We start from the raw sequence: 23882 nt of genomic DNA, 5'->3' as shown, positions 1-23882 counted from the left end.
ACCGGGTTGATAGGCCGGGCGTGGAAGCTCCGTGAGGGGTGTAGCGGACCGGTACTAATAGGCCGAGGGCTTGACCACAAAGCTGACACTTTTTTGCAAGAGTTTCTTGCTGCTCGCATCCACTGTTTAGATCTGAGACCCCTACTGGCCTCGGAGATCCCCCTTTGTTGTGGGATTTCTCGGCTGGTTGTCTCGAGATGTTACGGCCGCCATAGCGGTGGGGAAACGCCCGGTCCCATTCCGAACCCGGAAGCTAAGCCCGCCAGCGCCGATGGTACTGCCAGGGGGACCTGGTGGGAGAGTAGGACGCGGCCGGACTAAATTTCACAGTAGGCCCCCGATGGGTTTCCATCGGGGGCCTACTGCTTTTCCGGGGCATGGTGCGAGGATCGTGCTGCCGTGGCGAGTGCGCGATCGGCTGCCACCGCCAGCCCCTGAACCAGCTGTAGGCCTCACTGTCGACTTCAGTGCTGGCTGCCGAACCATGCGCTGCACTATCGCGCCAGCCTGCGGGCCTAGACACGGCTTCGCTGTAGCTGCTCGGCTCCGCCAATGCCCGCACGATCGCCTACAGCCGCCAAGTCGCTTTCAGCTGCGTAGCTGCCAGCTGCCGATTCGCCTGCAGCGCAGGTACGCAGCCGCCGGCGTCGCTGCAAGCAGCCCAACCGCCAGTAGCCAGCCGGCGATAGTGCGCCTGATCCGCCTACAGCCGCCCAGCCGCCTTCAGCGCCAGATACGCATCCGCCAGGGCTGGGGCGATCAGCGTCGGCGGCTGGTCGACCACTGTCACCCGGTGCTTGGCCAGCAGGTCTGCTACGTGGCGGCGTTCGGCGCGGGCGCGTTCGGCTGATGCGGCCTCGTACACGGCTGTTGCTTCGCCGCGGCCGTGGGACATGTCCTCGATGCGGGGGTCGGCTACTGAGGCGAGGATCAGTTCGTGGCGGGCGGTCAGGCGGCTGATGAGGGGGAGGAGGCCTTCGGTCATCGGGGCCGAGTCCAGGCTTGTCAGGAGGACTACCAGGGAGCGCTGGGGGGCGCGGTTCAGGACGGTGGTGACCAGGCCTCGGGCGTCCAGTTCGACCAGTTCCGGCTCTAGGACCGCCATGGCGTTCGTGACCTGGGCCAGGGTTTGGCCGGCGGCGGTGCGGGTGACCGCGGTGCGGATGCGGCGGTCGTAGGCGAGGAGGTCCACGCGGTCGCCGGCGCGCAGGGCCAGGGCGGTCAGGAGGAGGGCGGCGTCCAGGGATGCGTCGAGGCGGACGCCGTCGGTGCCCAGTTCCTCGGTGCCGATGCGGCCCGCGGCGGTGCGGCCGGTGTCCAGGACGATCAGGATCGCGCGGTCGCGTTCGGGGCGCCAGGTGCGGACCACCACGTCGTAGTGGTCGCCGATGTGGCGGCGGGCGGTGGCGCGCCAGTCGATGGAGCGGATGTCGTCGCCGGCCGTGTAGTCGCGCAGGGAGTCGAACTCCGTGCCCTGGCCGCGCACCAGTAGGGAGGTGCGGCCGTCGAGTTCGCGGAGGCGTGCCAGGCGTGAGGGCAGGTGGCGGCGGGACAGGAACGGTGGCAGGACCCGGACGCGCCAAGGGCTGCTCATCGTGCGCTGCCGTGCGGCCAGGCCCAGGGGGCCGAAGGAGCGGACGCTGACGTGCTCGGCCTGCCGGTCGCCGCGGCGTGTCGGGACCAGGACCGACTCGATCCGGCGCCGCTCGCCGGCCGGGATCGTGACCGCGTGCCGGGGCTGGACGATCGTCGGGTCCGCCAAGCGGTTCGCAGTCCGTGGCGTGCCCTGAAGCCCTGCTGACGGCGGCCATGCGTCGCGGATCAGAGCCCGTACCCGCCGCCCCGAGGGATTGCTGACGACCAGCTGGACCCGGGCCGTCGCGCCGAGGCGGACGGTGGTGTCGCCGCTGCGTTCGAAGCGCAGCGTGCGCACTGGGCCGGCCAGCGCGACGTCGACCGCCACCCCCACGGCCACGACGGCCGCCACGATCGCGATACCGACCCACGAGGGCAGCACGACGCCGACGAACACCGCGCCCAGTGCCGCCAAGGCTCCGGCCCGCCAGGTCAGGGCCATGACACCGCCACCGTCGCCGGTACCGTCGCCGCCACCCGCACAGTCACCGTGCCGGCCACAGTCACAGCCGCCCTCACCGTCACCTCACAACCACCCTCACCACAGCCCCGCCCCCGCCTACCGGGGTACCGGCACAGCGCCGAGCACGGCGTCCAGCACGCCGTCCGCGGTACCGCCCTCCATCTCGGCCTCGGCGCGCAGCCGGACCCGGTGGCGCAGCGTCGGCTTGGCCAGGGCCTGGACGTCGTCCGGCGTGACGTATCCGCGCCCCGCGAGCCACGCCCACGAGCGCGCGGTACTGAGCAGCGCCGTGGCACCGCGCGGCGAGACGCCCAGCGCCAGCGACGGCGAGACCCGGGTGGCGCGGGCCAGGTCGGCGATGTAGCCCAACACGTCGCGGCTGACCGTGACCCGGCGTGCGGCGGCGCGGGCGGCGGCCAGCTCGGCGGGCCCGGCGACCGGCCGGACGCCGGCGGCGTCCAGGTCGCGCGGATCGAAGCCGCCGGCGTGCCGCTCCAGGATGCCGATCTCCTCGTCGCGCCCGGGCAACGGCAGGACCAGCTTCAGCAGGAAGCGGTCCAGCTGCGCCTCGGGGAGCGGGTAGGTGCCCTCGAACTCGACCGGGTTCTGCGTCGCGGCCACGAGGAAGACCTCCGGCAGCGGGCGCGGCCGGCCGTCCACGGTGACCTGCCGCTCCTCCATCGCCTCCAGCAGCGAGGCCTGCGTCTTCGGGGGAGTGCGGTTGATCTCGTCGGCGAGCAGCAGATTGGTGAACACCGGGCCCTCGCGGAAGGAGAACTCGGCGGTGCGGCTGTCGAAGACGGCCGAGCCGGTCACGTCGCCGGGCATCAGGTCCGGGGTGAACTGCACGCGCTTGGAGTCCAGTGCCAGTGCCGCCGCCAGCGAGCGCACCAGCAGTGTCTTCGCGACGCCCGGTACGCCTTCGAGCAGCACGTGGCCGCCCGACAGCAGCGCGATGACCAGGCCGGTGACCGCGGAGTCCTGGCCGACCACGGCCTTGGCGACCTCGGTGCGGACGGCCAGCAGCGCGGTGCGGGCGTCGGCGGGGTCGACCGGGACCGGGCCGGCGGAACCCGCCACACCGGGGCTGGCCACACCGGCACTTGGCACACCGCCACCCGGTTCCTCGAAAGCCGTCCCTCCGGCGCCCGGCACCGCGGCGCCGCCCACCCCGAAACCAGAGCCCTGCGTCATCTCGCTCTCCTGTCCCTCGTCACAGGCGCCCGACCTCGGCTTCCAGCCGGTCCAGCGCCGAAGCCAATCCCACCAGGCCGGCGTCGTCGGCCGGCGGCGGGCCCGCCAGCACGGCCAGGGTGTCCGCCGCCGGCCGGCCGCCGCGGGCCGCGACGGCGGCCGCGATGTCGCCGGCCGCGGCCGCGCGCGGCAGGCCCAGGCGGGCGGCCAGCCGGGAGCGGGACGCCTCGCGCAGCGCCCCGGCCGCGCGGTCGGTCACCCGGCCGCGTTCGTACAGTCGCGCCCGGCCCTCGGCCGTCTCGGCGGCGCGGACCGCCACCGGCATGCGTTCGGCCACGACCGGGCCGAGCCGGCGGGCCTGCCACAGGGCCAGCAGCGCGATGGCCAGCACCATCGTCAGCGCGCCCCAGCGCCAGCCGGCCGGGAGGACCGCGGTGAAGCTCTTCTGACCGGAGGTTGTCGCGTCCGGGTCCGCGCCGTCCGGCAGGTACCACACGACCGTCGAGTGCTTGCCGAGCAGGCGCATCGCCAGGGCCGCGTCGCCGTGGTCGGCCAGGTGGTCGTTGCGGAACGGCGTGCGGCTGCCGACCAGCACCGTGTCGTCCGAGGCGGGTCCGGTCGCCGTCGCCAGCGCGTAGCCGTCGGCGGTCTGGTAGCAGCCGGCGGTCAGGCCGCCGAACACGTCGCCGTCGCCGATGTCGGCGTTGCCGGCGGCCGTCGCGTCGGCGTCGGCGCAGGCCGGGTCGACCAGCAGCGTGCCCGTCTGTGACAGGCCGACCTGGGTCGCCTGGGAGGTGAGCAGCTGTGCCGACTGCGGGTCCGGCTGCATCACCACCAGCCGGGCCACCGGCGTCGCGGCCAGCGTGTCGATCTGCACCAGGGTCAGCAGCGCCGGGTCGGTGACGAGCAGCGTCGCGCCGCCCTGCGCGCTCTGGACGGCGGCCAGCGCGTCGGCGGTGGTCCGGGCCGGCGTCACCGTGATGCCCCGGTCCCGCAGCAGCGAGGCCAGCGCGCGGCCGCCGTCGGGCGAGGCGGAGTCCGGATCTAGGGTGCCGCCCCCGTTGCCGCCGAAGGTCAGCGCGGTGACCAGCGCGCCGAGCAGCAGGACGGCGAGCGCGGCCAGCGGCCAGCGCCACGCCCGCAGGGTGCTCATCGCGGCTCCGACGGGTCCGAGGGGCCTGATCGGCCTGAAGGACCTGAGGGACCTGAGGGACCTGATGGACCTGATGGACCTGACAAGCGCGGCAGCTCCCCGCTCGCCGTACCCCCGGCCATGCTCCCGACCCGCACCCGCGCCGCCGCGACCGCATCGTCCACGGCCACCAGCCGCCGGTAGTCCTCGGCCCCGGCGTCCGCCTGGCCGTACCAGATGTCGTCGAAGACCCGCGCCGCGGCCAGCAGGGCCGGCGCCTGGTCCGGCAGCAGCGCCCCGGCCTCCCGCGCCGCCACGTCGGCGGTGCGCCCCGGCCTCGGGTCCAGCACCGCCCGCTCCTCCAGCGCCGCGATGACCGCGCGCAGCCGCGCCCGCACCGCCTCGGCCCACCGTCCGCCGGCCGCGTGCTCCTCGGCCGCGCGCCGGTATCCGGCGGCGTCCATCGTGGCGGCCTCGTCGAACAGTGCCTCGTCGACCCGCACCCGCCGCCGGACCGGTCCGTAGCGGCTGCGGACCACCACCACGACGACCACCAGCAGCACCAGGACGACCAGCAGCGCGGTCCAATCGCCGCCCCCGCCCGAACCGCTGCCGAACGCCTTGTCCCACAACGTGCTCAGCTCGTGTCCGACCCAGTCCAGGGCCCGCCGGGTCAGCGAGGGCCGGGCGTGCGCGTAGGCCGGCTTGGCCAGCTCGTCCGCGGCCGCGCGGCGCGCCTCGTCTCGGCCGACGTCGATCGGTACGCCGGGCGGCGGCGTGATCGGGGCCCCGGGAGCGGTCACGCAGTCGGGCCGTTCCCCGGCGCCGGTCCGCCGCCGGCCGCCGCCGAGCCCCTACGCTGGGCCCGCGCGTTCATCGCCAGCTGGATGTCCAGGCCCTCGCGGCGCATCCGCCGGTCCACGTACTGCAGGGCCATCACCGAGGCGGCGAACGGCGACACGACCGACTGGATCGCCGCCGAGAACAAGGCCCCGAGGAACACGTACAACACGGAGACGTGGTGTCCGGAGAAGGTCCCGTCCCCGTTCTGGCTGACCGGGCTCAGGTTCGAGCCGACGACGACCTCCTGCACCACCGAGAGGACCACGGCGATCATCTCCGACACCAGCAGCGCCAGCAGCGAGACGCCCACGACCCGCCACCAGCCGCCCTTGACCAGCGTCGAGGACCGCTTCAGAGCCCGCCGCACCGGCTGGTCCTCCAGGACCAGCGCGGCCGCGGCCAGCGACCACGCCACCCACCGGTTGAGGGCCAGCGCCGCCGCGCCGCCGATCCCGAGCAGCAGCACCAGCGCCGCGGCCGGGTTCCCGGCGGCGGCCAGCAGCAGACCGGGGACCATGCCCAGGATCAGCAGGCCGAACAGGGCGACGAAGATCAGCAGCGAGAGGCCGAACAGCCGCAGCAGCCGCGGCCGGGTCTGCTTCCACACCAGGGAAAGCGTCACCGGCCGGCCCAGCGCCGCCCGCGAGACCGCGGTCACCAGCAGTCCGACCAGCAGCGAGACGACCAGCGCGTTCAGCAGCACCCCGGGCCGCAGCATCGCCAGGTCGTTGATCCCGGTGCCGCTGCCCAGCGTGGTGTTGTCGTTGACCAGCCCGGCCAGGAAACGCAGATAGAGATAGTCCAGCGGGATCGCCACGGCCTGGCCGAGCGTGACCACCAAGGCCGACAGGCCGAGCATGACGCCGGGATGGGCCCGCATCGCCGTCACCGCGCCGTCGAGGATTTCCCCGGCTTGCAGCGGACGCAAGGGGACCACTCCGCGCCCGAGGCCCGCCGGCGTGTACGCCACCCGAGCGTCGGAGCCGGGCACGGAAGGGGACGTCGTGGGTCCGATGACGTGGCTCATGGGCTGCGTGGACGCTTCTTCCTCGGGGCGGGGCCGGCTCGTCGCCGGAGTGTGCACCCCAGCATGGCGGCATGGCCGAGGACAACGCCACCCCCGTACCAACACCGGTGATCCTTCCCAGGGGCCCCGGGGATTCACCAAAAACAGAAAGTAATGCGACGATGGTCCGCATGAAAGGTCGTGTCCTCATCGTCGACGATGACATAGCCCTGTCCGAGATGCTGGGCATCGCCCTGCGCGGCGAGGGCTTCGAGACCACGTCCGTCGCCGACGGTGACCGGGCCCTGCAGGTGTTCCGCGACTTCAAGCCGGATCTGGTCCTGCTGGACCTGATGCTCCCCGGCCGCGACGGCATCGACGTGTGCCGGCTGATCCGCGGCGAGTCCGGGGTCCCGATCATCATGCTCACCGCCAAGAGCGACACGGTCGACGTGGTGGTCGGCCTGGAGTCCGGCGCCGACGACTACGTGATCAAGCCGTTCAAGGTCAAGGAGCTGGTGGCCCGGGTGCGCGCCCGGCTGCGCCGCGCCGACGAGCCCAAGCCCGAGACCCTGGCCATCGGCGACCTGTCGATCGACGTGGCCGGCCACTCGGTCAAGCGCGACGGCCGCCAGATCCCGCTCACGCCGCTGGAGTTCGACCTGCTGGTCGCCCTGGCGCGCAAGCCCTGGCAGGTGTTCACCCGCGAGGTCCTGCTGGAGCAGGTCTGGGGCTACCGCCACGCCGCCGACACCCGGCTGGTGAACGTGCACGTGCAGCGGCTGCGCAGCAAGATCGAGGTCGACCCGGAGAACCCGGAGATCGTGGTCACCGTGCGCGGGGTGGGTTACAAAGCCGGTCCGGCTTAACAGCGCGGGGAAGTAGATGCGGGTCTCGAAGTTCACCGGCGGTGCCCGGCGTTTCGGCCGCGCCGTCCTGGAACTGCCCGGGACCTGGCGCGGCTCGCTGCAGTTGCGTGTGGTGTCGCTCACCCTGCTGCTGTCGATCGTCATCGCGTTCATCCTGGGCTGGGTGCTGAACAGCAAGATCCGCGACGGTCTGGTGCAGGCCAAGGAGAGCTCGTCGCTGGCCATGGTCAGCAGCGGGTTCAGCGAGGCCAGCGCGTCCATCGCGGGGGCCTCGGAGGGGTTCCGGCAGGCCGGTGCCGCCACCGGCGGTGTGCCCCTGCACGACGCCGGCAGCGGCGCCTGGGTCAACAGCCTGGCCGACATGGTCCGGAACCTGTGCACCGGCGCCAACAGCGACACCTACCAGGTGATGCTGACCACGGACGGGTCCTCTCTCCCGGTGGCCGGCTACACCTGCGGCGGGATCCTGCCCAAGAGCATCCCGGACAAGCTGAGCAGCAAGGTCCAGGGCTACGGCTCGGACGGCTTCCAGGCCCAGATGCTCACCACGGACCTGGAGTACGGCGTCCAGACGGCCGGCGGAGACGTGGTCATGCTCGACGCCGCCTCCGGCGCCGGGGCGACCGACCACAAGACCCCGGGGCTGCTCTACGGCGGGGCCTTTCAGCTGCCGGGCCCGGGCGGCAGCACGGTCAAGCTCTACTACGCCTTCCCCTTCACCACCGAGAGCCAGGCCCTCAACTTCGACAACGAGATGATCGCGATCGCCGGCGCGGTGCTGGTCCTGGCCCTGGCCGGGGTCGCCTGGTTCATCACGCGGCTGGTGGTCACCCCGGTCCGGCAGGCCGCCGGGATCGCCGAGCGCCTGGCCGACGGCCGGTTCGACGAGCGGATGCGGGTGCGCGGCGAGGACGACCTGGCCGGGCTCGCGACCTCGATCAACACCATGGCCGGCAACCTGCAGCGGCAGATCCGCAAGCTGGAGGAGCTCTCGCGGGTCCAGCGCCGGTTCGTCTCCGACGTCTCCCACGAGCTGCGCACGCCGCTGACCACGGTCCGGATGGCCGCCGACGTCCTGCACGACTCCCGCCAGGACTTCAGCGGCCCGACCGCGCGCTCGGCCGAGCTGCTGCAGACCCAGCTGGACCGCTTCGAGGAACTGCTGGGCGACCTGCTGGAGATCAGCCGGTTCGACGCCGGCGCCGCGGTGCTGGACGCCGAGCCGGTGGACCTGCGCCTGCTGGCCCGCCGCGTGGTCGACAGCTGCGCGGTGCTGGCCGAGCGCAAGGGCTCGGACGTGCGCATCGTGGCCCCGGACAGCCCGTGCGTGGCCGAGATCGACCCGCGCCGCATCGAGCGGATCCTGCGCAACCTGGTGGTCAACGCCATCGAGCACAGCGAGGGCCGCCCGGTGGCGGTCAAGGTGGCCGCCTCCGGCGAGGCGGTCGCGGTCGCGGTGCGCGACTACGGCGTCGGCCTCAAGCCCGGCGAGTCCTCGCTGGTCTTCGGCCGCTTCTGGCGGGCCGACCCGGCCCGGGCCCGCACCACCGGCGGCACGGGCCTGGGCCTGGCGATCTCGCTGGAGGACGCGCACCTGCACCACGGCTGGCTCCAGGCCTGGGGCGAGCCGGGCGGCGGCTCGCAGTTCCGGCTGACGCTGCCGCGCACCGCCGGCGTGGAGCTGGTGCGCTCGCCGATCCCGCTGGAGCCGGACGACTCGCGCCACCACAAGCGCCAGGCCGAGGCCGCGCGGCTGGCCGCGGAGGGCGCGGTCGCGACCGCGGCGGCCCCGCGCCACACCGGCCCGGACCTGACCGGACTGACCGGGACCGGGCGCGGCTCGGACCGACTGGGGGAGCGTTGATGGCCACGGGGAATCCGGACGGCCGGGCGGCCGCCGGGGCGCGCCGCGCCGCCGGGAACCGGGTGGCCCGCTGGGCCGCCGGGCTGCTCGCCCTGATAACCGTGGCGGGCACCGCGGCGTGCGCGGGTCCGCCTTCCAAGGGCGACGTCCACGGCGTCACGCTGAACCAGAGCCGCAACAACGTCTTCATCCTGGCTCTGGAACCCAGCGCCGGCATGGCCCCGACGACGCTCGTGTCCAGCTTCCTGCAGGCGCTGACCGGCGACCAGAAGGACCCCACCTTCAGCGTCGCCCAGGAGTACCTCACGGCCCACGGCCGCTCCCAGTGGGACCCCGCCGCGACCACCACCCAGGTCGTGAACTACTCGACGTCGGCCCTGACCGCCGATCAGGGCTCGGACCAGAGCTCGGAGCACAGCGCGCATCCGGACGCCGCCGCCTCCAGCGCCCCGCAGGCCGTCCCGGCGACGCCGCCCGTCGGCACGGTGACGTCGGTGACGGTGAAGGGCAACGAGGTCGCCCAGATCGACCGCTACGGGTTCTTCCAGTACGTGAGCCAGCCCGTCACGCAGGTTTTCTCGGTGAAGTACCTCGGTGCGGACACCGGGTGGCGGATCGACAACGCGCCGAGCTACCGGTGGGTCACCCCCGACGCGTTCAAACGTGCCTACCAGACCTACCAGTCCGCGCTGCCGGTCTATCTGCCCACACACAGCGGGACCTCGCAGCTGGACCAGGTGTACCTGACCCAGGACACCGCCAAGCCCGACACCACCTACGACGCCCTGGCCCGTGCCGTGCTGCACGGCCGGTACCCCTCGCAGAACACCCGCCTGGAGCTGGCGGGCCCGGTGATCGTGGCGAACGGCGTGGCCCAGGTGGCCCTGAAGTCTCCGCCGGCCGGGATCACGGACATCGGCACCGTGCAGCACGCCCTGCTCCAGACGTTCCTGGCCGCCTCGGAGACCCAGCAGCTGCTCTCCCCGACCCCGCTCGGCTTCGTGAGCGTCACCTATCCCGGCTGCTCCGCGTGCCGCGGGGAGCCGGTCAACCCGGCGAACTCGGCGTCGTCGCCCACGGTGTACTGGGTGTGCCCGCAGCAGGGGCAGAGCGCCAGCGACGCGATCGTCGCCAAGCCGCTGACCGGTACCGCGAGCGTCTGCCCGCAGAACGGCGGGAAGGTCCCGTCGGTGGTCGGCCTGGCGAATCTGCAACTGGAGAAGAACGCGCCGATCGCGGTGATGCAGACCCCCGACTCCGCGGACGTGAAGACACCGTCCGGCACCACCGCGGTGGCGGCCGTCGAGCGCGACGGCTCGGTGGTCGTGGTCAACGACAAGAACGCCGACCAGCGGGTCTGGTACACCGCGAAGGACGCCGGGAAAGTGACGGACCTGGAGTGGGACCCGTTGGACGGCTCGCTCTGGGTGGTCGACGATTCCAACCTGTACCACGTGCAGGATCCCGGCGAAAAGGACTCCGAGGGCCAATACCAGCAGGCGATCCTGGTCCCCGGCGGGACGCTGACGCGTTTCAAGCCCTCGCCGGACGGACTGCGCGCGGTCGTGGTGAACGGGCAGGCCAAGGCGAGCAACCCCGCGGCCGTCGGCAGCCCGCTGCCGGCCTCGATGGTGGCCATCGACCGGTCCGGAACCACGCCGATCCTGGCCATGGACACGTTCTTCCAGCTGATGGAGGGGCCCCAGCAGACCGGGGACAGCCAGTCGGCCGCGCTGCAGAACGTCACGGACGCGGCGTGGGCCGACGGCCGCACCGTGGTGCTCCTGGGCACCCCGACCGACTCCAGCACGCCCAAGCTCTACAAGGTGTACCTGGACGGTTCGCAGGACTCGACGATCATCGACCCCGACGACGCCCAGCCCGGGGCGCGGCACATCGCCGCGGTGACCGGCATCGCGAACGGGCACGCCGCCCTGTGGACCTTCAGCGACGCCCCGGCGCTCAACGATCCGTCGAGTACGGTCACGTACTTCAAGCGCAGCGGCGGCCCGGACAGCTACACGGAGATCGGCTCCAGCCCGGTGGTCGCGACGGAGACCGCGGACTGATTCCGGTGGCGCACCGGGTCGGGCATAGCGGATAATTCCGCCACATTCCGACCACAGCGCACACCGGGGGTCCGATGCCGCTCGTCCGCCCGCTCTGGGCCGCCCTGATGGATCTGGCCGCCGAGCGCGACTGCGGCGGCTGCGGGCTTCCCCAGCCCTCAGGGGACCCGCTGTGCCCCGACTGCGACGGCCTGCTGGCCGAGAGCGGGCCGTGGCGCACGCTCGCCGCTGTGCCCGGCACGCCGCGCACGCACGCGGTGGCCCGGTACGAGGACCCGGTGCGGACCATGCTCATCGGCTACAAGGAGCGCGGGCGGACCGATCTGCGGCGGGTGCTGGGGCGGGCGCTCGCGCGGGCTGTCGCGCAGACGCTTGAGGCCGGCGAGATGGCCGGCGAGGCGCGGCCCCGCGTGGCGCCTGGCGCACCGCCGTGGGCCCCCGGGATGCCCGGGACGCCCGTGGCCCTGGTCCCGATGCCCTCGCGCCGCAAAGCCGTCCGCGACCGCGGCCAGGACACCACCGCCCGCTTGGCCGGGACCGCGGCGCGGGCCCTGCGCGAGGTCGGCGTGCCGGTCCGGGCCGTGTCCGCGCTGCGCCACGTCCGCTCGGTCGAGGACCAGGCCGGCTTGTCCCGCGAGGAGCGCTCCGCGAACCTCTCCGGGGCCCTGCGGGTCCGTCGCGCCGCCGCTGCCGCCCTCGCCGGATCCACCGTGGTCCTCGTCGACGACATCAGTACCAGCGGTGCCAGCCTGGCCGAGGCGGCCCGCGCGTTGCGGGCGGCAAGGGCGCAGGTGGCGGGTGCGGCCACGATCGCCGCCGCGCGGGTACGCATGTGATGCGCGAATCGGGTTATCCAGAAGGCGTGTCTCGTTCAATGAACCGCCGAAGAACCGCCGAAGAACCGCCGAAGAACCGCCGAAGAATCGGTACGAAACCCCGCACAAACCCCGGTCGAACACCGTTCCGATCACTCGAACGGTCCAACGCCGCCTTTGGCCTCTTCCGCCGGGCGCCATCGAGGGCTAGTTTTCAGCCATAGGCACTCGCCCACCGAACAGTGAGCAGGCACGATGCGCACCAGCACGCTCATAATCGGCCACCTTTAGCAGGTGGCTCCGGCCACCTTCGGGCCCGGCCCAAACCCCTCGAACACTCGCGTCGCGGCCGTACCCCCGGCGACTCCCGTCGGAACCCGTACCGGCTGTGACTTCCTCCACTCGGAAACCCGGGCACGAAGCGCATCCGGCGTACGTTGGAGATCTACAAGTCGATATCGAGCCGGAAGGTTCGGTATCGATCAACACAAGAGCAGTCCCCGATCACTTCGCGGAGGCGCCGCTGGTTGAACTCTCATCCGACGCCGAAGCCGGTAGCCCTGAGCCCGGCACAGATCTGAACGCGAGATTGGAGAACGCGCGTGGACATCGTCGTCAAGAGCCGCCATCACGAGGTGACCGACCGGTTCCGCCGGCACGTGATGGAGAAGTTGGCCAAGGTCGAGGAGATGGACGGCAAGGCCATCAGCCTCACCGTCGTGCTGGGCGAGGAGAAGAACCCCCGCCAGGCCGAGCAGAAGGACCGGATCGAGCTGACGCTGGACTGCCCCCGCTCCCCGGTGATCCGGGCCGAGGCGTGCGCCGGCGACCCGTATTCGGCGCTCGATCTGGCCGCGGCCAAGCTCCAGGCGCAGCTCCGCCGGGTCAAGGACCGGCGGAAGATCCACCGCAACCGCAAGGCGATCGCCGATTCCATCAAGCACATCCCGCCGATGGCCGATCTGCCCTCCGGCACCCAGCCGCTGCTCACCGCCGACGGCGCGACCAGCGACAACCCCGAGGTGGACCTGCAGCCCTACGGGGTTCCCGGCCAGGCCGGCGAGGGCCCGATGGTGGTCCGGGAGAAGACGCACGCCGCCTCCCCCATGACGCTCGACCAGGCGCTGTACGAGATGGAACTCGTCGGTCACGACTTCTACCTCTACGTGGACAAGGACTCCGGCCTGCCGGCGGTCGTCTACCGGCGCCGGGCCTACGACTACGGTGTGATCCATCTCGAAGCCTCCGAGGAGATGGCCGACGCGATGATGAACGGGTCGGCGATGAACGGTTCCTCACCCTCGGACCGGATGGCCGGCGCCAGGCGCTGATCGGCCGCCGCCCCGGCCGGTCCTTGATCGACAGGACTCTGATCTCAGGAAACTCCCGCGCGGAGCCGGTATCGCCGGCTCCGCGCGGCGGGTCCTCCCCTCAACGGGGTTCAACGATCACTCGGATGGGTAATGTCATGTGTCCTTCCGAGGTGTCATCATGGTTCTGTGTCGGAAGCCATAAGAGTCCTCATAGCCGACGACCACACGCTCCTGCGGCGGGGCCTGGCCGTCGTGCTCGACACCGAGGACGACATCGAGGTGGTGGGCGAGGCGTCGGACGGCGCCGAGGCCCTGCACAAGGCCCAGGAACTGGTGCCCGACGTGGTGATCCTGGACGTCCGGATGCCCGACACCGACGGCCTGGCCGCGTGCGCGGCGATCAAGCGCTCGGTCCCGGGCACCAAGGTCATCATGCTGACCTCGAGCGACGAGGAGACCGACCTGTACGAGGCGGTCAAGTCCGGCGCCTCGGGGTACCTGCTCAAGAGCGTGCTGCCGCACACCATCCCGGACGCGCTGCGCGCCGTCCAACGCGGTGAGTCCCAGGTCAGCCCCTCGATGGCGGCCAAGCTGATGACCGGCTTCGCCGCTCTGGCACGCGGCGCGGACGCCGCCCCCGCGGGCCCGTCGGCCCCGGCGCCCAAGCTCACCGACCGGGAGATGGAAGTCCTCAAACTGGTCGCCACCGGGCGCAACAACCGGGAGATCGCCAAGGAACTGTTCATCACCGAGAACACGGTGAAGAACCACGTCCGCAACATCCTTGAGAAGCTGAACCTGCACTCCCGCATGGAAGCCGTTGTCTACGCCGTGCGCGAGAAACTCCTGGAGATCACCTAGCGTTAGCGGCTTGACATGGCAAGACGCCTCCCGCGTAGGTTCGTGACCATGGACATATCCGTGACGTTGCGAGACGCCGCGGACGGCGGGGTGATAGCGCGCACGACGGTTCCGACGCAGAACCTTCCCCCGGCGTTCGACGGAACCCAGTTGCTGGAGGCCGCGGGCCGGGTGTGGCGGGTGGTCCGGGCCGAACCGGCCTTCCGCGAGGAGTACGAGCTGATCGGCGAACTGGAGCTCACCCTCCGCCTGGTCGAACAGGAACCGCGGGTCGACCTGCTGCCGGCCCGGGACATCCACTTCAGCATGTCCAGCATCAGCGACCGCCTGCCGGATATCGCAGGGCCCTTGGACGGCCGCACGGTCCTGCTGGTCAAGGACGACCTGTGGCGCGACGTGGAACTGGTCGGACCGCACGGCGCCGCCGCGGTCGAGGAGAACCTGCTGGCCATCCGCCGTATCCAGGAGGAGTTCCGCTCCGGCCCCGGCTTCACCGAGATCCACCTGCGCGAAACCCCGGCCGACCCGCTGGCGGGCGTGACGCTCACGGTCGAGGACCTGGCCGCGGGCCTGGGCACCACCACCCACTTCGTCCGCCCGGTCGCGATCGAGGGCCGCGGCGTGGTGCTCGGCGGCTTCGCCCTGACGGTCGCGGACGGCGTGCACGTCTACGGACTCGTCGACACCGCGAGCCGGGTGACGGTCGCCGGCGTCCACCGCACCGGCATCGCCGGACCGGAGGTCGCCGGCGCGTTCGGAGCGCTGCTGCGGGAGCGCGGCCTGGACCTGGTCGACTGGCGCGGCGGGCTGCGCACCGACGACGCCGAAGTGCTGGTCGCCTGGTTCGGGACGCCGCCGCAGCCGTTGTGGCGCTAGGGGGAACAGCTCGGCTTGGCTCAGCGCGATCCGCAGTGCCGCCGCCGCATCGGCAGGCGCTCGCGCGGCGCCAGTACGTCAACTCGGCTCGGCCCGCAGCGCCGGTGCCGCACCGGCAGGCGTTCGCGCGGCGCCGGACCGTCAGCTCACCGCGGCCCGCAGCGCCGCCGCCGCACCGGCCGGCGTCACCTGCTCCACGGCGACCGCGTCGCAGCCGACCCACCCCGCGGCCTCGCGGAGCGCGTCGGCCATCGGCTGGATCGCGTTCGCCGTGTCCAGTGACACCTTGCGCGCCACCAGTGTCTTGCCCTCGCGCTTGGGGTCCACGCGGCCCAGCAGCTTGCCGCCGGCCAGCAGGGGCATCGCGAAGTAGCCGTGCACCCGCTTCGCGGCCGGGGTGTAGGCCTCGATGCGGTGGACCATGCCGAAGATGCGCTCCATCCGGTCGCGTTCCCAGATCAGGGAGTCGAACGGGGACAGCAGTGTGGTCCGGTGGCGGCCGCGCGGGCCGCCGGCGGCGAGCAGGGTCAGGGCCGCGGGATCGGCCCATGCCTGCTGGCTCCAGCCCCGGACCGTCACCGGGACCAGGCCGGTCTGGTCCATCAGGGGCTTGGCGTCAGGGATCTTCAACCGGTAGTAGTCCGCCAGGTCGCCTATCGTGCCCACGCCCAGGCGCCGGCCGGCCTGGGCCAGCAGGCGGACATGCGACTCCTCGCGGGTCGGTTCCGGGGCGTCCAGCACGGCCTTGGGCAGGGCGCGCTCCGGCAGGTCGTAGACCCGGCGCCAGCCGCGCCGCTCGACACACACCACGTCGCCGGTCGCCAGCATCTTCTCGACCGCGACCTTGCTCTCCGACCAGTCCCACCACTCCGCGCTCTTGCGCGCTCCGCCGAAGTCCGAGGTCATGCAGGGGCCTTCGTCACGCAGCTTGCCGAGCACCATCGCCTCGGCCTCGCCGGTGGTCGGCATGCCCCAGCCGCCGTTGGCCCGGTTGCGGTAGTTCGTGCGGCGGTAGGCGAAGGTCGGCCACTCCTCGACCGGCAGGATGCAGGCGGCGTGCGCCCAGTACTCGAAGGTCGAGGCGCCGTGAGTCTCGTGGTTCCAGTACGCCTTCTCGATCGCCTCGCGTCCGACCGCTCCGAGGCGGGCGTAGGGCACCAGCTCGTGCGAGCGTGCCAGGACGCTGATGGTGTCCAGCTGGACCGCCCCGAGGCTGTGCAACACGCCGGAGACCCCGCCGCGGCGGTCCGGCGCGCCGATCAGTCCCTGCGCGTGCAGGGCCAGGCGGCGGGCCTCGTCGGCGGACAGGTCGGCGTGCGGAGCTGGTACTGGTACGGACGTCACATCCGTCACGCTAGCGGTCGCCGCCGACAGGGGCGGCCCTACCGCAGTTCGCCGGGCAGGATGTCCGCCAGCCACATGTCGCGCAGCCGGCCGCGGTGCGCGTGCGAGGAGCGCTGGCGGCCGACGATCGTGAAGCCGGCCTTCTCGATCACTTTGCGTGACGCCGCGTTGCCGTCGAAGGCCTGCCAGGTGATCCGGCCGAGCGCGGCCTCTTCGAAGCCCCACCGCACGACTTCGCGCACACCCTCCGTGATGTAACCGCGCCCGCGCGTGTCGGGGTTGGCCCAGTAGCCGATCTCCGCGGCGCGCATTCCGCGGTTCGCCACGGAGGCCGTGATCCCGGCGAGTCCGATCGCGCCGGCGACTTGCCCGGTGTTTTTTACGAAGATCCCGAACGTCGCCTCGTCTCCGCTCTGGAATCCCCTGGGCGTGTGGTCCCGGACGAACCATTCCGCGTCCTTCATCTGATAGGGGGACGGCACGGTGGTCCAGTGCTGGACTTCCGGGTCCTGGCAGATCCGGAAGATCTCCGGGATGTCCGCGTCGCGCCACGGCCGCAAGAGCAGCCGCGCGGTCTCCAAAGGGCCCTGGGGCAGCGGCGGAGCGGCCGGAACGAGACCCGGTACGGGAACCGGTTCGGGGCGCTCGCGCGTTCGCTGTATGTCCATCGCCCCACCGTAGGCGAGCCGGATCGGCCGTCTCCAGGGAATATGCCGATGATCATCACGCCGCGGTCTTCCCTTGGAGTGCGGGCCGTCGCATAACATGTTGGAAAAGGCGGGGCACACACCTGCCTGCCCGGAGCCGTAATCGAGGAGTTGTCTGCCGTGGCGCGTCTGATGGACAAGGTCTTGCGGGCCGGCGAGGGGAAGATCCTGCGCCGGCTCGAGGCCATCGCCGACCTCGTCGAGGAGATCGAGGACGATTACGTCCAGATGAGCGACGCCGAACTGCGTGCTCAGACCGACGAGTTCCGGGCCCGCCTGGAAGACGGCGAGACGCTGGACGACCTGATGCCCGAGGCCTTCGCGGTGGTTCGCGAGGCGGCCAAGCGCACCCTGGGCCAGCGCCACTACAAGGTGCAGCTGATGGGCGGCGCCGCGCTGCACCTGGGCAACATCGCCGAGATGCGCACCGGCGAGGGCAAGACGCTGGTCGGCACCCTGCCGGCGTACCTGAACGCGCTGGCCGGCGAGGGCGTGCACATCGTCACCACCAACGACTACCTGGCCGAGCGCGACTCGTCCTGGATGGGCCGGGTGCACCGGTTCCTGGGCCTGCAGGTCGGCGTGATCCTGGCGAACATGACGCCGGCCGAGCGCCGTGAGCAGTACAACTGCGACATCACCTACGGCACCAACAACGAGTTCGGCTTCGACTACCTGCGCGACAACATGGCGTGGTCCAAGGAGGAGATGGTCCAGCGCGGCCACTTCTACGCCTGTGTCGACGAGGTCGACTCGATCCTCATCGACGAGGCCCGGACCCCGCTGATCATCTCCGGCCCGGCCGACCAGGCCACCAAGTGGTACACCGACTTCGCCAAGATCGTGGACCGGCTGGCCCCGGACGCCGACTACGAGGTCGACGAGAAGAAGCGCACCGTCGGCATCCTGGAGCGCGGCGTGGAGCGGGTCGAGGACCTGCTCGGCATCGACAACCTCTACGAGTCCGTGAACACCCCGCTGGTCGGCTACCTGAACAACGCCATCAAGGCCAAGGAGCTGTTCAAGAAGGACAAGGACTACGTCGTGATGAACGGCGAAGTCATGATCGTCGACGAGCACACCGGCCGCATCCTGGCCGGCCGCCGCTACAACGAGGGCATGCACCAGGCCATCGAGGCCAAGGAGCAGGTCGAGATCAAGGACGAGAACCAGACGCTCGCCACGATCACCCTGCAGAACTACTTCCGACTGTACGACAAGCTGGCCGGCATGACCGGTACCGCGATGACCGAGGCCGCGGAGTTCCAGCAGATCTACAAGCTGGGCGTGGTGCCGATCCCGACGAACAAGCCGCTGGTCCGCATGGACCAGCAGGACCTGATCTACGTCTCGGAGGAGGCGAAGTTCGAGGCGGTCGTCGAGGACATCGCCGAGCGCAGCGCCCTGGGCCAGCCGATCCTGGTCGGCACCACCTCGGTGGAGAAGTCCGAGCGCCTCTCGCAGATGCTGCGCAAGCGCGGCGTCCCGCACGAGGTCCTCAACGCCAAGTACCACGAGCGCGAGGCCGCGATCGTGGCCCAGGCCGGCCGCAAGGGCGCGGTCACCGTGGCCACCAACATGGCCGGCCGAGGCACCGACATCCAGCTCGGCGGCAACCCCGACGACATGGCCAACGCCGAGCTGATGCAGCGCGGCCTGGACCCGGAGGGCACCCCGGACGAGTGGGTGGCAGCGCTGCCCGACGCGCTGGAGAAGGCCAAGCGCAAGGTGAAGGCCGAGCACGACGAGGTCCAGGACCTCGGCGGCCTGTACGTGCTGGGCACCGAGCGCCACGAGTCCCGCCGCATCGACAACCAGCTGCGCGGCCGTGCCGGCCGCCAGGGCGACCCCGGCGAGACCCGTTTCTACCTCTCCCTGGGCGACGACCTGATGCGCATGTTCAAGGCCGGCATGGTCGAGCGCGTGCTGGCCATGGCCAACGTCCCGAAGGACGTGCCGATCGAGCACAAGATGGTCACCCGGGCCATCGCCAGCGCGCAGACCCAGATCGAGCAGCAGAACTTCGAGATCCGCAAGAACGTCCTGAAGTACGACGAGGTCCTCAACCGCCAGCGTCTGGTGGTCTACGAAGAGCGCCGCAAGGTCCTGGACGGCGCGGACCTGGAGGACCAGGTCCGGCTGATGATGGACGACACCATCGCCGGCTACGTCGACGCCGCCACCTCCGAGGGCTACGCCGAGGAGTGGGACCTGGACAAGCTCTGGACCGCGCTGGAGACGCTGTACCCGATCTCGGTGACGGTCGAGGAGATCGAGGACGCCGCCGGCGGCGCCGACAAGGTCACCCGCGACGTCCTGTCCGACGAGCTGACCGCCGACATCCGCAGCGGCTACGACAACCGCGAGGAGCAGCTCGGCGAGCAGATCACCCGCGAGCTCGAGCGCCGCGTCGTCCTGTCGGTCCTGGACCGCAAGTGGCGCGAGCACCTGTACGAGATGGACTACCTGCAGGAGGGCATCGGCCTGCGCGCCATGGCGCAGCGCGACCCGCTGGTGGAGTACCAGCGTGAGGGTTTCGCGATGTTCCAGGCGATGATGGACGCCATCAAGGAGGAGTCCGTCGGCTACCTGTTCAACCTCAAGGTCGAGGTCGAGGCCGTGAACCAGGACCCGGAGGCGCAGGCCCAGGCCGTGGCCACCGCGAACGCCCTGGCCGGCGGCCAGAACGGGGTCCAGGACGCGGTCCCCGGCGCCCCGCACCTGCTGGCCAAGGGCCTGGAGGCCCCGCGCCGCCCGGACCACCTGAGCTACACGGCCCCCACGGTCGACGGCGAGGGCGGCGTCCTGAAGCGCGACGTGACCTTCAGCTCCGACTACGGCGACGACGTGGTCCCCGAGCCGGTCGAGGACGAGGCCCCGCGCCGCCGCTCCTCGGGCAAGCGCAAGAAGCGCTGAGGTAATCCCGTGCCCTGAATGCGTCAGGACACGGCGAAGCTGGGCCGAACGGCTGACTTTCCCCGGGAAGTCAGCCGTTTCGCATGGTCCTGTGATCTGCTGGGACCTCGGTTCCGGCACGACAGGGGGAGGCGGTGGCCCGTGGCGCCGGTGCGTGCGGTCGGGACGGTCGAGGTCGGCGCGCGCTGGCGGCGGGATAACAGGCCAGACTTCCCGGGCGTCGCGGTGTGGGTGGACGCGGTCGCGGAGATCGAGATCGCCGCGGAGTGCTTCGAGGACCTCGGCAGGGTCGGCGAGGTCGGCGGCCGTTCGCAGGGCTCGATGCCGTGGGGCGTGGAGTCAGACCTGGCCGTGGACCTAGACCTGGGTCTGGACCTGGACCTGGACCTGGACGTGGACGTGGACGCGCCGTCGCCGGAGTGGGGGACGGTGTGGAGTCCGCTGTCGGGGAGCGGCCGGGAACCGCGTCCCGGGCTGTTGCTGTCAGTGGTGCGGGCCGGAGCAGTGGTCGCCTATCCGACACCGTTGCCCGACCCGCCGGCCGGTGTGCTGGCACGGTCCTTGTCCGGCCTGCGGCCGATCGCCGAACACCGGTCCGATGTGCTTCCCGTGGAAGCGGTGCCACCACGACCCCGCCGCGCCGCCACGCCCCAGAAGGCTCATAGCGACGTCAGAGCCCTGGTAGGCGTCCTGGTCGAGATCCTCGTCGGCCGACGCGCCGCAGTCCACGCGGCCCGCTGGACCGCTCCCGAGGTCCGCGGCAAGCTCCGTATCCCGCGCTACGCCCGGACCGCGGCGCTGAAATCCGTCCGCCTGGCCGAGAGCGGCGAGGGCGTCGAAGCCCTCGCGCTGCTCCAAGACAGTGGCCGTACTCGCGTCATCGCCCTGCGCTTCGACCGGAGCGAGGATTCGCGCTGGCAGTGCACCGCGCTTCAGGCCGGCTGAGGTACGCGACCGGGCCGGCTACCAGCCCCGCCGCCGCACAGCCTGCCCGACGGCGTCCTCGTCCCGGACCGCTCCGTCGCCGTGCGCGCGGCCTCGAGCCCGCGCCCGCGCTTCTTCTCCGGCCGGCGCCACCCGCCGCCGGTCCAGCGGCAGCGAGAACTCCATCGCCAGCGCCGAGGCGGCCAGCCAGCCGACCTCGCCCCAGGACCGGAACATCACGGATCGCGGTTGCCAGCCGGGCCGGAACTTGGCATTGAACCGGTACAGGCTCTCCAGCATGATCCACGGGTCCAGCAGGTGGATCGCGCGATACGCGGCGCTCTGCAACGGCGTGCGGTCGCTGCCGGCGTCCAGGATCGGGCGGAAGGCCGCGAAGTTCAGCGAGATCTCGGCGACTCCGCGCTCCCGGGCCCAGGCGGCCAGGTCGACGATCAGGCGCTCGTTCACGCCGTTCGGGCTCTGCGGGTCGCGCGGCATCACGTCCAGCGACAGCGCCGTCGGACGGCCGGAGGGCTGGTCGGCGCCGACCGGGTGGTAGCGCTGGAAGCCGACCGCGCGGCCGTCGGCGTCGTAGGCGACGATCAGCAGCGCTTCGGGGTGCCGGGCCGAGGTGATGGCGTCCAGGTTCATCGCGAAGCCGTGCTCGGCGTGCCCCTTCAGCCAGCGCTGGTGGATGCCGAGCAACTGGTCGGCCTCCTGCTCGTCCAGCGCCGTCTCCCGCAGCACGCGCGTGGTGATCCCGGCCTTATGCGTGCGCCGCACCGCCTGCCGCACGTTGCGGATCGACCGGCCCTCCAGCGAGAAGGCGGCCACGTCCAGCATGACCTCGTCCCCGATCCCTATCGCGCGGCGCATCCCGTGCTCCCGCCACAGCGGCAGCAACTCCTCGCGCGCGCCCAGGACGGCGGGCCGCCACCCCCGGCGCCGGCACAGCGCCAGGAACTCGGCCACCGCGGCCTCCCGTGCGTCCGCCGCGCCGAACGGGTCGCCGCCCACCACCGCGGTGCCCAGGAAGACGCGGTACCCGATGGCGGCCCGGCCGTCGGGGGAGAAGACGTAGGACTTGTCATGGCGCAGCGCGAAGGGGGCCAGCGTGTCCGAGTCCGGATGCTGCACCAGCCGCCGTATCCGGTCGCGTTCGGTGTCCGTCCCGGGAAGCGGAGCGCGCGCCGGCGCCAGCAGGAACGTCAGCACCAGCAGCAGCGTGACCCCGCCGAGCAGTGAGAGCCCGTGCAGGAACCACGAGCGCCCCTCGATCGTCATCGGCTCGGAGTTCGCGGTCAGGCCGTCGAACAGCTCGCGCCCCAGTCCGACCGGGGTCAGCGAGGAGCTGAGCCGGCCGCGCTGCAGGAAGATCCCGCCGCCCCCGACTACGAGCGCGACGATGCCGAACCCGAGGAGCCAGTGCAGCGCGGTGCGTACCCGCGCGGCGTCGGGCACGGCCGTGAACCGCATCCGCGCGCCCCACAACGACCACGCGAAGGCCGCCATCGGCACCAGCCGCCACGGCTGGTCCCAGGTGATCAGCGACATCGCCGTCGACCACACGACCGCCGCAGAAGTCAGATACAGCGCCATCAGGCGCCGCATGTACAGGCCGCGTCCCAGAAGCAGGAAGGCGAGGCCGATGTGCACCGCGTGGCCGCCGGAGGGCGTCGTGCCGACGATCACGATGACCGTCCTGGCGAGCCAGGACGGCGGGCCGGAGACGGCCGCGTACCCGAACAACGTCGCCGCCGCGGCCAATACCAGGGCGGCGAACGGCCACACCGTCAGCCGGTCCTCAGGGACCGGCACCTCGCTTCGATTCCGGGCAGCCATGGGCACTACCTCCCGCGACACACGAACGGCCCCGCCTGTCACGGTATTCCCGCTAGAAACCGCTGTGTATCCGACTTTTGTCGGTATCGGCGGCGGGAAGAGCTCCGTTCGCGCCGTTACAGTCAAGGGAAGTCCGGGGAAACGGATCACAGGAGCGGACCACCGGCGAGGGGAGAGACACCATGGCCTCCACGGTGCGGCGCGGCCTGATCCTCGGCGGCGGCGGCATGCTCGGCGCGGCCTGGATGGTCGGGTCGTTGTCCGTGCTCAGCGAGGCGATCGGCTGGGACCCGCGCGAGGCCGAGATGATCGTCGGGACCTCCGCCGGCTCGGTGCTGGCCGCGCTGATCGGCGCCGGCGCCGGCCCCGCGGACCTGTACGAGCACCAGCTGACCGGGCGCATCGAGCGGGGACCGCTCACCGGCCTGGAGTTCGACTACGCCACCGCGGCCGGCGGCGCGCACCCGGAGCGGCCCAAGCTGCGCCTGGGGTCCGGCCCGCTGCTGGCCCGGACCGCACGCCATCCGCGTTCCGTGCCCCCGACCGCCGTCATGGCCGCCGCGATGCCGCCGGGCCGGGGCTCGCTCGGGGGCGTCGGCGAGCTCGTCGAAGCCCTGCCGCACGCCGCCGACGGCTGGTCGCCGCACAAGGCGCTGCGGATCGTGGCGCTGGACTTCACCACCGGCGAGCGCGTCACCTTCGGCAACCCCCGGGCCCCGCACACGACGCTGGCCGAGGCCGTGACCGCCTCCTGCGCGATCCCCGGCTGGTTCGCCCCGATCATCATCGACGGCCGCCGGTACGTCGACGGCGGCATGTGGTCGGCGACCAACGTGGATGTGGCCGCCAAACAGAGCTTCCAGGAGATCGGCGAACCGCCCCTGGACGAGCTCTACGTCCTGGCGCCGATGGCGGTGCGCGGCTTCAACGGCCCGCCGCACAGCGTCATGGAACGCGTGGCACGCCGCTACCGGCGGGGCGTGACGCGGCGGATGCTGGTGGAGGCGCAGCGGGTGCGCGCGGACGGCACCAAGGTCATCGTGTTCTGCCCGACCGCGGACGACTTCGAGGCCATCGGCCTGAACGTGATGGACGGCGACCGCCGCCCGCACGTCCTGGAGACCGCGATGCGCACCACCCGCGAGCAGATAGAAGCCCAGCGGACCCTGGCGTAGAAGTTCGCTGTAGCGCTCCCCGGCGCGGCGCGCT

General features: G+C 71.7%; 18 protein-coding genes and 2 rRNA genes. 12 read left to right on the top strand and 8 right to left on the bottom strand.

Annotated features, from left to right (window positions below; all coding sequences use genetic code 11):
- Both ABIA35_RS27515 and rrf read left to right on the top strand, forming a co-directional pair.
- Window positions 1-78: ribosomal RNA gene (locus ABIA35_RS27515) — 23S ribosomal RNA — on the top strand; the annotation flags it as partial.
- Between the two features lie 123 nt (window positions 79-201).
- Window positions 202-318, top strand: a 5S ribosomal RNA gene (gene rrf / locus ABIA35_RS27510).
- Window positions 319-703: 385 nt separating this feature from the next.
- Here the strand turns inward: rrf and ABIA35_RS27505 are convergent.
- From ABIA35_RS27505 to ABIA35_RS27485, 5 genes are all read right to left on the bottom strand, one after another.
- Window positions 704-2077, bottom strand: a complete 1374-nt coding sequence (locus tag ABIA35_RS27505) for a DUF58 domain-containing protein (RefSeq protein WP_370342116.1) — start codon at window positions 2075-2077, stop codon at window positions 704-706.
- A 117-nt stretch (window positions 2078-2194) separates the two neighbouring features.
- The gene (locus ABIA35_RS27500) at window positions 2195-3292 is read right to left on the bottom strand and encodes an AAA family ATPase (RefSeq protein ID WP_370342114.1); all 1098 of its coding nucleotides are present in this window, start codon (window positions 3290-3292) and stop codon (window positions 2195-2197) included.
- Between the two features lie 19 nt (window positions 3293-3311).
- The gene (locus tag ABIA35_RS27495; protein WP_370359819.1) at window positions 3312-4445 is read right to left on the bottom strand and encodes a DUF4350 domain-containing protein; all 1134 of its coding nucleotides are present in this window, start codon (window positions 4443-4445) and stop codon (window positions 3312-3314) included.
- Window positions 4442-5227 (bottom strand): DUF4129 domain-containing protein, encoded by a 786-nt coding sequence (locus tag ABIA35_RS27490; protein ID WP_370359817.1) that lies wholly within the window; start codon window positions 5225-5227, stop codon window positions 4442-4444. Before ABIA35_RS27490 ends, ABIA35_RS27495 begins: the two co-directional genes overlap by 4 nt.
- Window positions 5224-6294 (bottom strand): hypothetical protein, encoded by a 1071-nt coding sequence (locus ABIA35_RS27485; protein WP_370359816.1) that lies wholly within the window; start codon window positions 6292-6294, stop codon window positions 5224-5226. The genes ABIA35_RS27490 and ABIA35_RS27485 overlap by 4 nt, the downstream gene beginning before the upstream one ends.
- A 170-nt stretch (window positions 6295-6464) precedes the next feature.
- Here ABIA35_RS27485 and mtrA point away from each other — a divergent pair, with 170 nt between their 5' ends.
- The 7 genes from mtrA (at window position 6465) to ABIA35_RS27450 (ending at window position 14940) form a co-directional block, all read left to right on the top strand.
- Window positions 6465-7142, top strand: a complete 678-nt coding sequence (gene mtrA, locus ABIA35_RS27480) for an MtrAB system response regulator MtrA (protein ID WP_194894868.1) — start codon at window positions 6465-6467, stop codon at window positions 7140-7142.
- A 16-nt stretch (window positions 7143-7158) separates the two neighbouring features.
- Window positions 7159-9006 carry an MtrAB system histidine kinase MtrB gene (gene mtrB / locus ABIA35_RS27475; RefSeq protein WP_370342109.1) on the top strand — a complete coding sequence of 616 codons (1848 nt, stop codon included), beginning with the start codon at window positions 7159-7161 and terminating at the stop codon, window positions 9004-9006.
- Window positions 9006-11075, top strand: coding sequence for a hypothetical protein (locus ABIA35_RS27470; RefSeq protein ID WP_370359815.1), 2070 nt, complete (start codon window positions 9006-9008; stop codon window positions 11073-11075). Before mtrB ends, ABIA35_RS27470 begins: the two co-directional genes overlap by 1 nt.
- A gap of 74 nt (window positions 11076-11149) precedes the next feature.
- Window positions 11150-11911, top strand: coding sequence for a ComF family protein (locus tag ABIA35_RS27465; RefSeq protein WP_370359814.1), 762 nt, complete (start codon window positions 11150-11152; stop codon window positions 11909-11911).
- Between the two features lie 581 nt (window positions 11912-12492).
- Entirely contained in the window at window positions 12493-13221 is a 729-nt protein-coding gene (gene hpf, locus ABIA35_RS27460) for a ribosome hibernation-promoting factor, HPF/YfiA family (RefSeq protein ID WP_370342105.1), read from the top strand.
- A 132-nt stretch (window positions 13222-13353) separates the two neighbouring features.
- The gene (locus tag ABIA35_RS27455) at window positions 13354-14064 is read left to right on the top strand and encodes a response regulator (protein ID WP_370342103.1); all 711 of its coding nucleotides are present in this window, start codon (window positions 13354-13356) and stop codon (window positions 14062-14064) included.
- A gap of 48 nt (window positions 14065-14112) precedes the next feature.
- Window positions 14113-14940: a hypothetical protein gene (locus ABIA35_RS27450; protein WP_370342102.1), complete on the top strand. Its 828-nt coding sequence runs from the start codon at window positions 14113-14115 to the stop codon at window positions 14938-14940.
- A 141-nt stretch (window positions 14941-15081) separates the two neighbouring features.
- Here ABIA35_RS27450 and ABIA35_RS27445 read toward each other — a convergent pair whose 3' ends face one another.
- Together ABIA35_RS27445 and ABIA35_RS27440 are read right to left on the bottom strand one after the other, a co-directional pair.
- Window positions 15082-16293: a winged helix-turn-helix domain-containing protein gene (locus tag ABIA35_RS27445; protein ID WP_370359813.1), complete on the bottom strand. Its 1212-nt coding sequence runs from the start codon at window positions 16291-16293 to the stop codon at window positions 15082-15084.
- Window positions 16294-16322: 29 nt separating this feature from the next.
- Window positions 16323-16952, bottom strand: coding sequence for a GNAT family N-acetyltransferase (locus ABIA35_RS27440; protein ID WP_370342097.1), 630 nt, complete (start codon window positions 16950-16952; stop codon window positions 16323-16325).
- Window positions 16953-17123: 171 nt separating this feature from the next.
- Between ABIA35_RS27440 and secA the strand changes: the two genes are divergently transcribed.
- Both secA and ABIA35_RS27430 read left to right on the top strand, forming a co-directional pair.
- Window positions 17124-19907, top strand: coding sequence for a preprotein translocase subunit SecA (gene secA / locus ABIA35_RS27435; RefSeq protein ID WP_370342132.1), 2784 nt, complete (start codon window positions 17124-17126; stop codon window positions 19905-19907).
- Between the two features lie 141 nt (window positions 19908-20048).
- Window positions 20049-20852, top strand: coding sequence for an Rv3235 family protein (locus ABIA35_RS27430; RefSeq protein ID WP_370359812.1), 804 nt, complete (start codon window positions 20049-20051; stop codon window positions 20850-20852).
- A gap of 18 nt (window positions 20853-20870) precedes the next feature.
- Here ABIA35_RS27430 and ABIA35_RS27425 read toward each other — a convergent pair whose 3' ends face one another.
- Window positions 20871-22673 carry a bifunctional lysylphosphatidylglycerol flippase/synthetase MprF gene (locus tag ABIA35_RS27425; protein WP_370359811.1) on the bottom strand — a complete coding sequence of 601 codons (1803 nt, stop codon included), beginning with the start codon at window positions 22671-22673 and terminating at the stop codon, window positions 20871-20873.
- Window positions 22674-22855: 182 nt separating this feature from the next.
- Between ABIA35_RS27425 and ABIA35_RS27420 the strand changes: the two genes are divergently transcribed.
- Entirely contained in the window at window positions 22856-23848 is a 993-nt protein-coding gene (locus tag ABIA35_RS27420; protein ID WP_370342094.1) for a patatin-like phospholipase family protein, read from the top strand.
- Window positions 23849-23882: the final 34 nt, after the last annotated feature.

The sequence above is a fragment of the Catenulispora sp. MAP12-49 genome (assembly GCF_041262705.1).
In the GTDB taxonomy this organism is placed as follows: domain Bacteria; phylum Actinomycetota; class Actinomycetes; order Streptomycetales; family Catenulisporaceae; genus Catenulispora.
This window is presented reverse-complemented; position numbering and strand designations above follow the sequence as displayed.

Bases quoted from the DNA above. Each gene is read 5' to 3' on its own strand.
- ABIA35_RS27505 (WP_370342116.1), bottom strand. From the start codon at position 2,077: ATGGCCCTGACCTGGCGGGCCGGAGCCTTGGCGGCACTGGGCGCGGTG.
- ABIA35_RS27500 (WP_370342114.1), bottom strand. From the start codon at position 3,292: ATGACGCAGGGCTCTGGTTTCGGGGTGGGCGGCGCCGCGGTGCCGGGC.
- ABIA35_RS27495 (WP_370359819.1), bottom strand. From the start codon at position 4,445: ATGAGCACCCTGCGGGCGTGGCGCTGGCCGCTGGCCGCGCTCGCCGTC.
- ABIA35_RS27485 (WP_370359816.1), bottom strand. From the start codon at position 6,294: ATGAGCCACGTCATCGGACCCACGACGTCCCCTTCCGTGCCCGGCTCC.
- mtrA (WP_194894868.1), top strand. From the start codon at position 6,465: ATGAAAGGTCGTGTCCTCATCGTCGACGATGACATAGCCCTGTCCGAG.
- mtrB (WP_370342109.1), top strand. From the start codon at position 7,159: ATGCGGGTCTCGAAGTTCACCGGCGGTGCCCGGCGTTTCGGCCGCGCC.
- ABIA35_RS27470 (WP_370359815.1), top strand. From the start codon at position 9,006: ATGGCCACGGGGAATCCGGACGGCCGGGCGGCCGCCGGGGCGCGCCGC.
- ABIA35_RS27465 (WP_370359814.1), top strand. From the start codon at position 11,150: ATGCCGCTCGTCCGCCCGCTCTGGGCCGCCCTGATGGATCTGGCCGCC.
- ABIA35_RS27455 (WP_370342103.1), top strand. From the start codon at position 13,354: ATGTCATGTGTCCTTCCGAGGTGTCATCATGGTTCTGTGTCGGAAGCC.
- ABIA35_RS27450 (WP_370342102.1), top strand. From the start codon at position 14,113: ATGGACATATCCGTGACGTTGCGAGACGCCGCGGACGGCGGGGTGATA.
- ABIA35_RS27440 (WP_370342097.1), bottom strand. From the start codon at position 16,952: ATGGACATACAGCGAACGCGCGAGCGCCCCGAACCGGTTCCCGTACCG.
- secA (WP_370342132.1), top strand. From the start codon at position 17,124: ATGGACAAGGTCTTGCGGGCCGGCGAGGGGAAGATCCTGCGCCGGCTC.
- ABIA35_RS27425 (WP_370359811.1), bottom strand. From the start codon at position 22,673: ATGGCTGCCCGGAATCGAAGCGAGGTGCCGGTCCCTGAGGACCGGCTG.
- ABIA35_RS27420 (WP_370342094.1), top strand. From the start codon at position 22,856: ATGGCCTCCACGGTGCGGCGCGGCCTGATCCTCGGCGGCGGCGGCATG.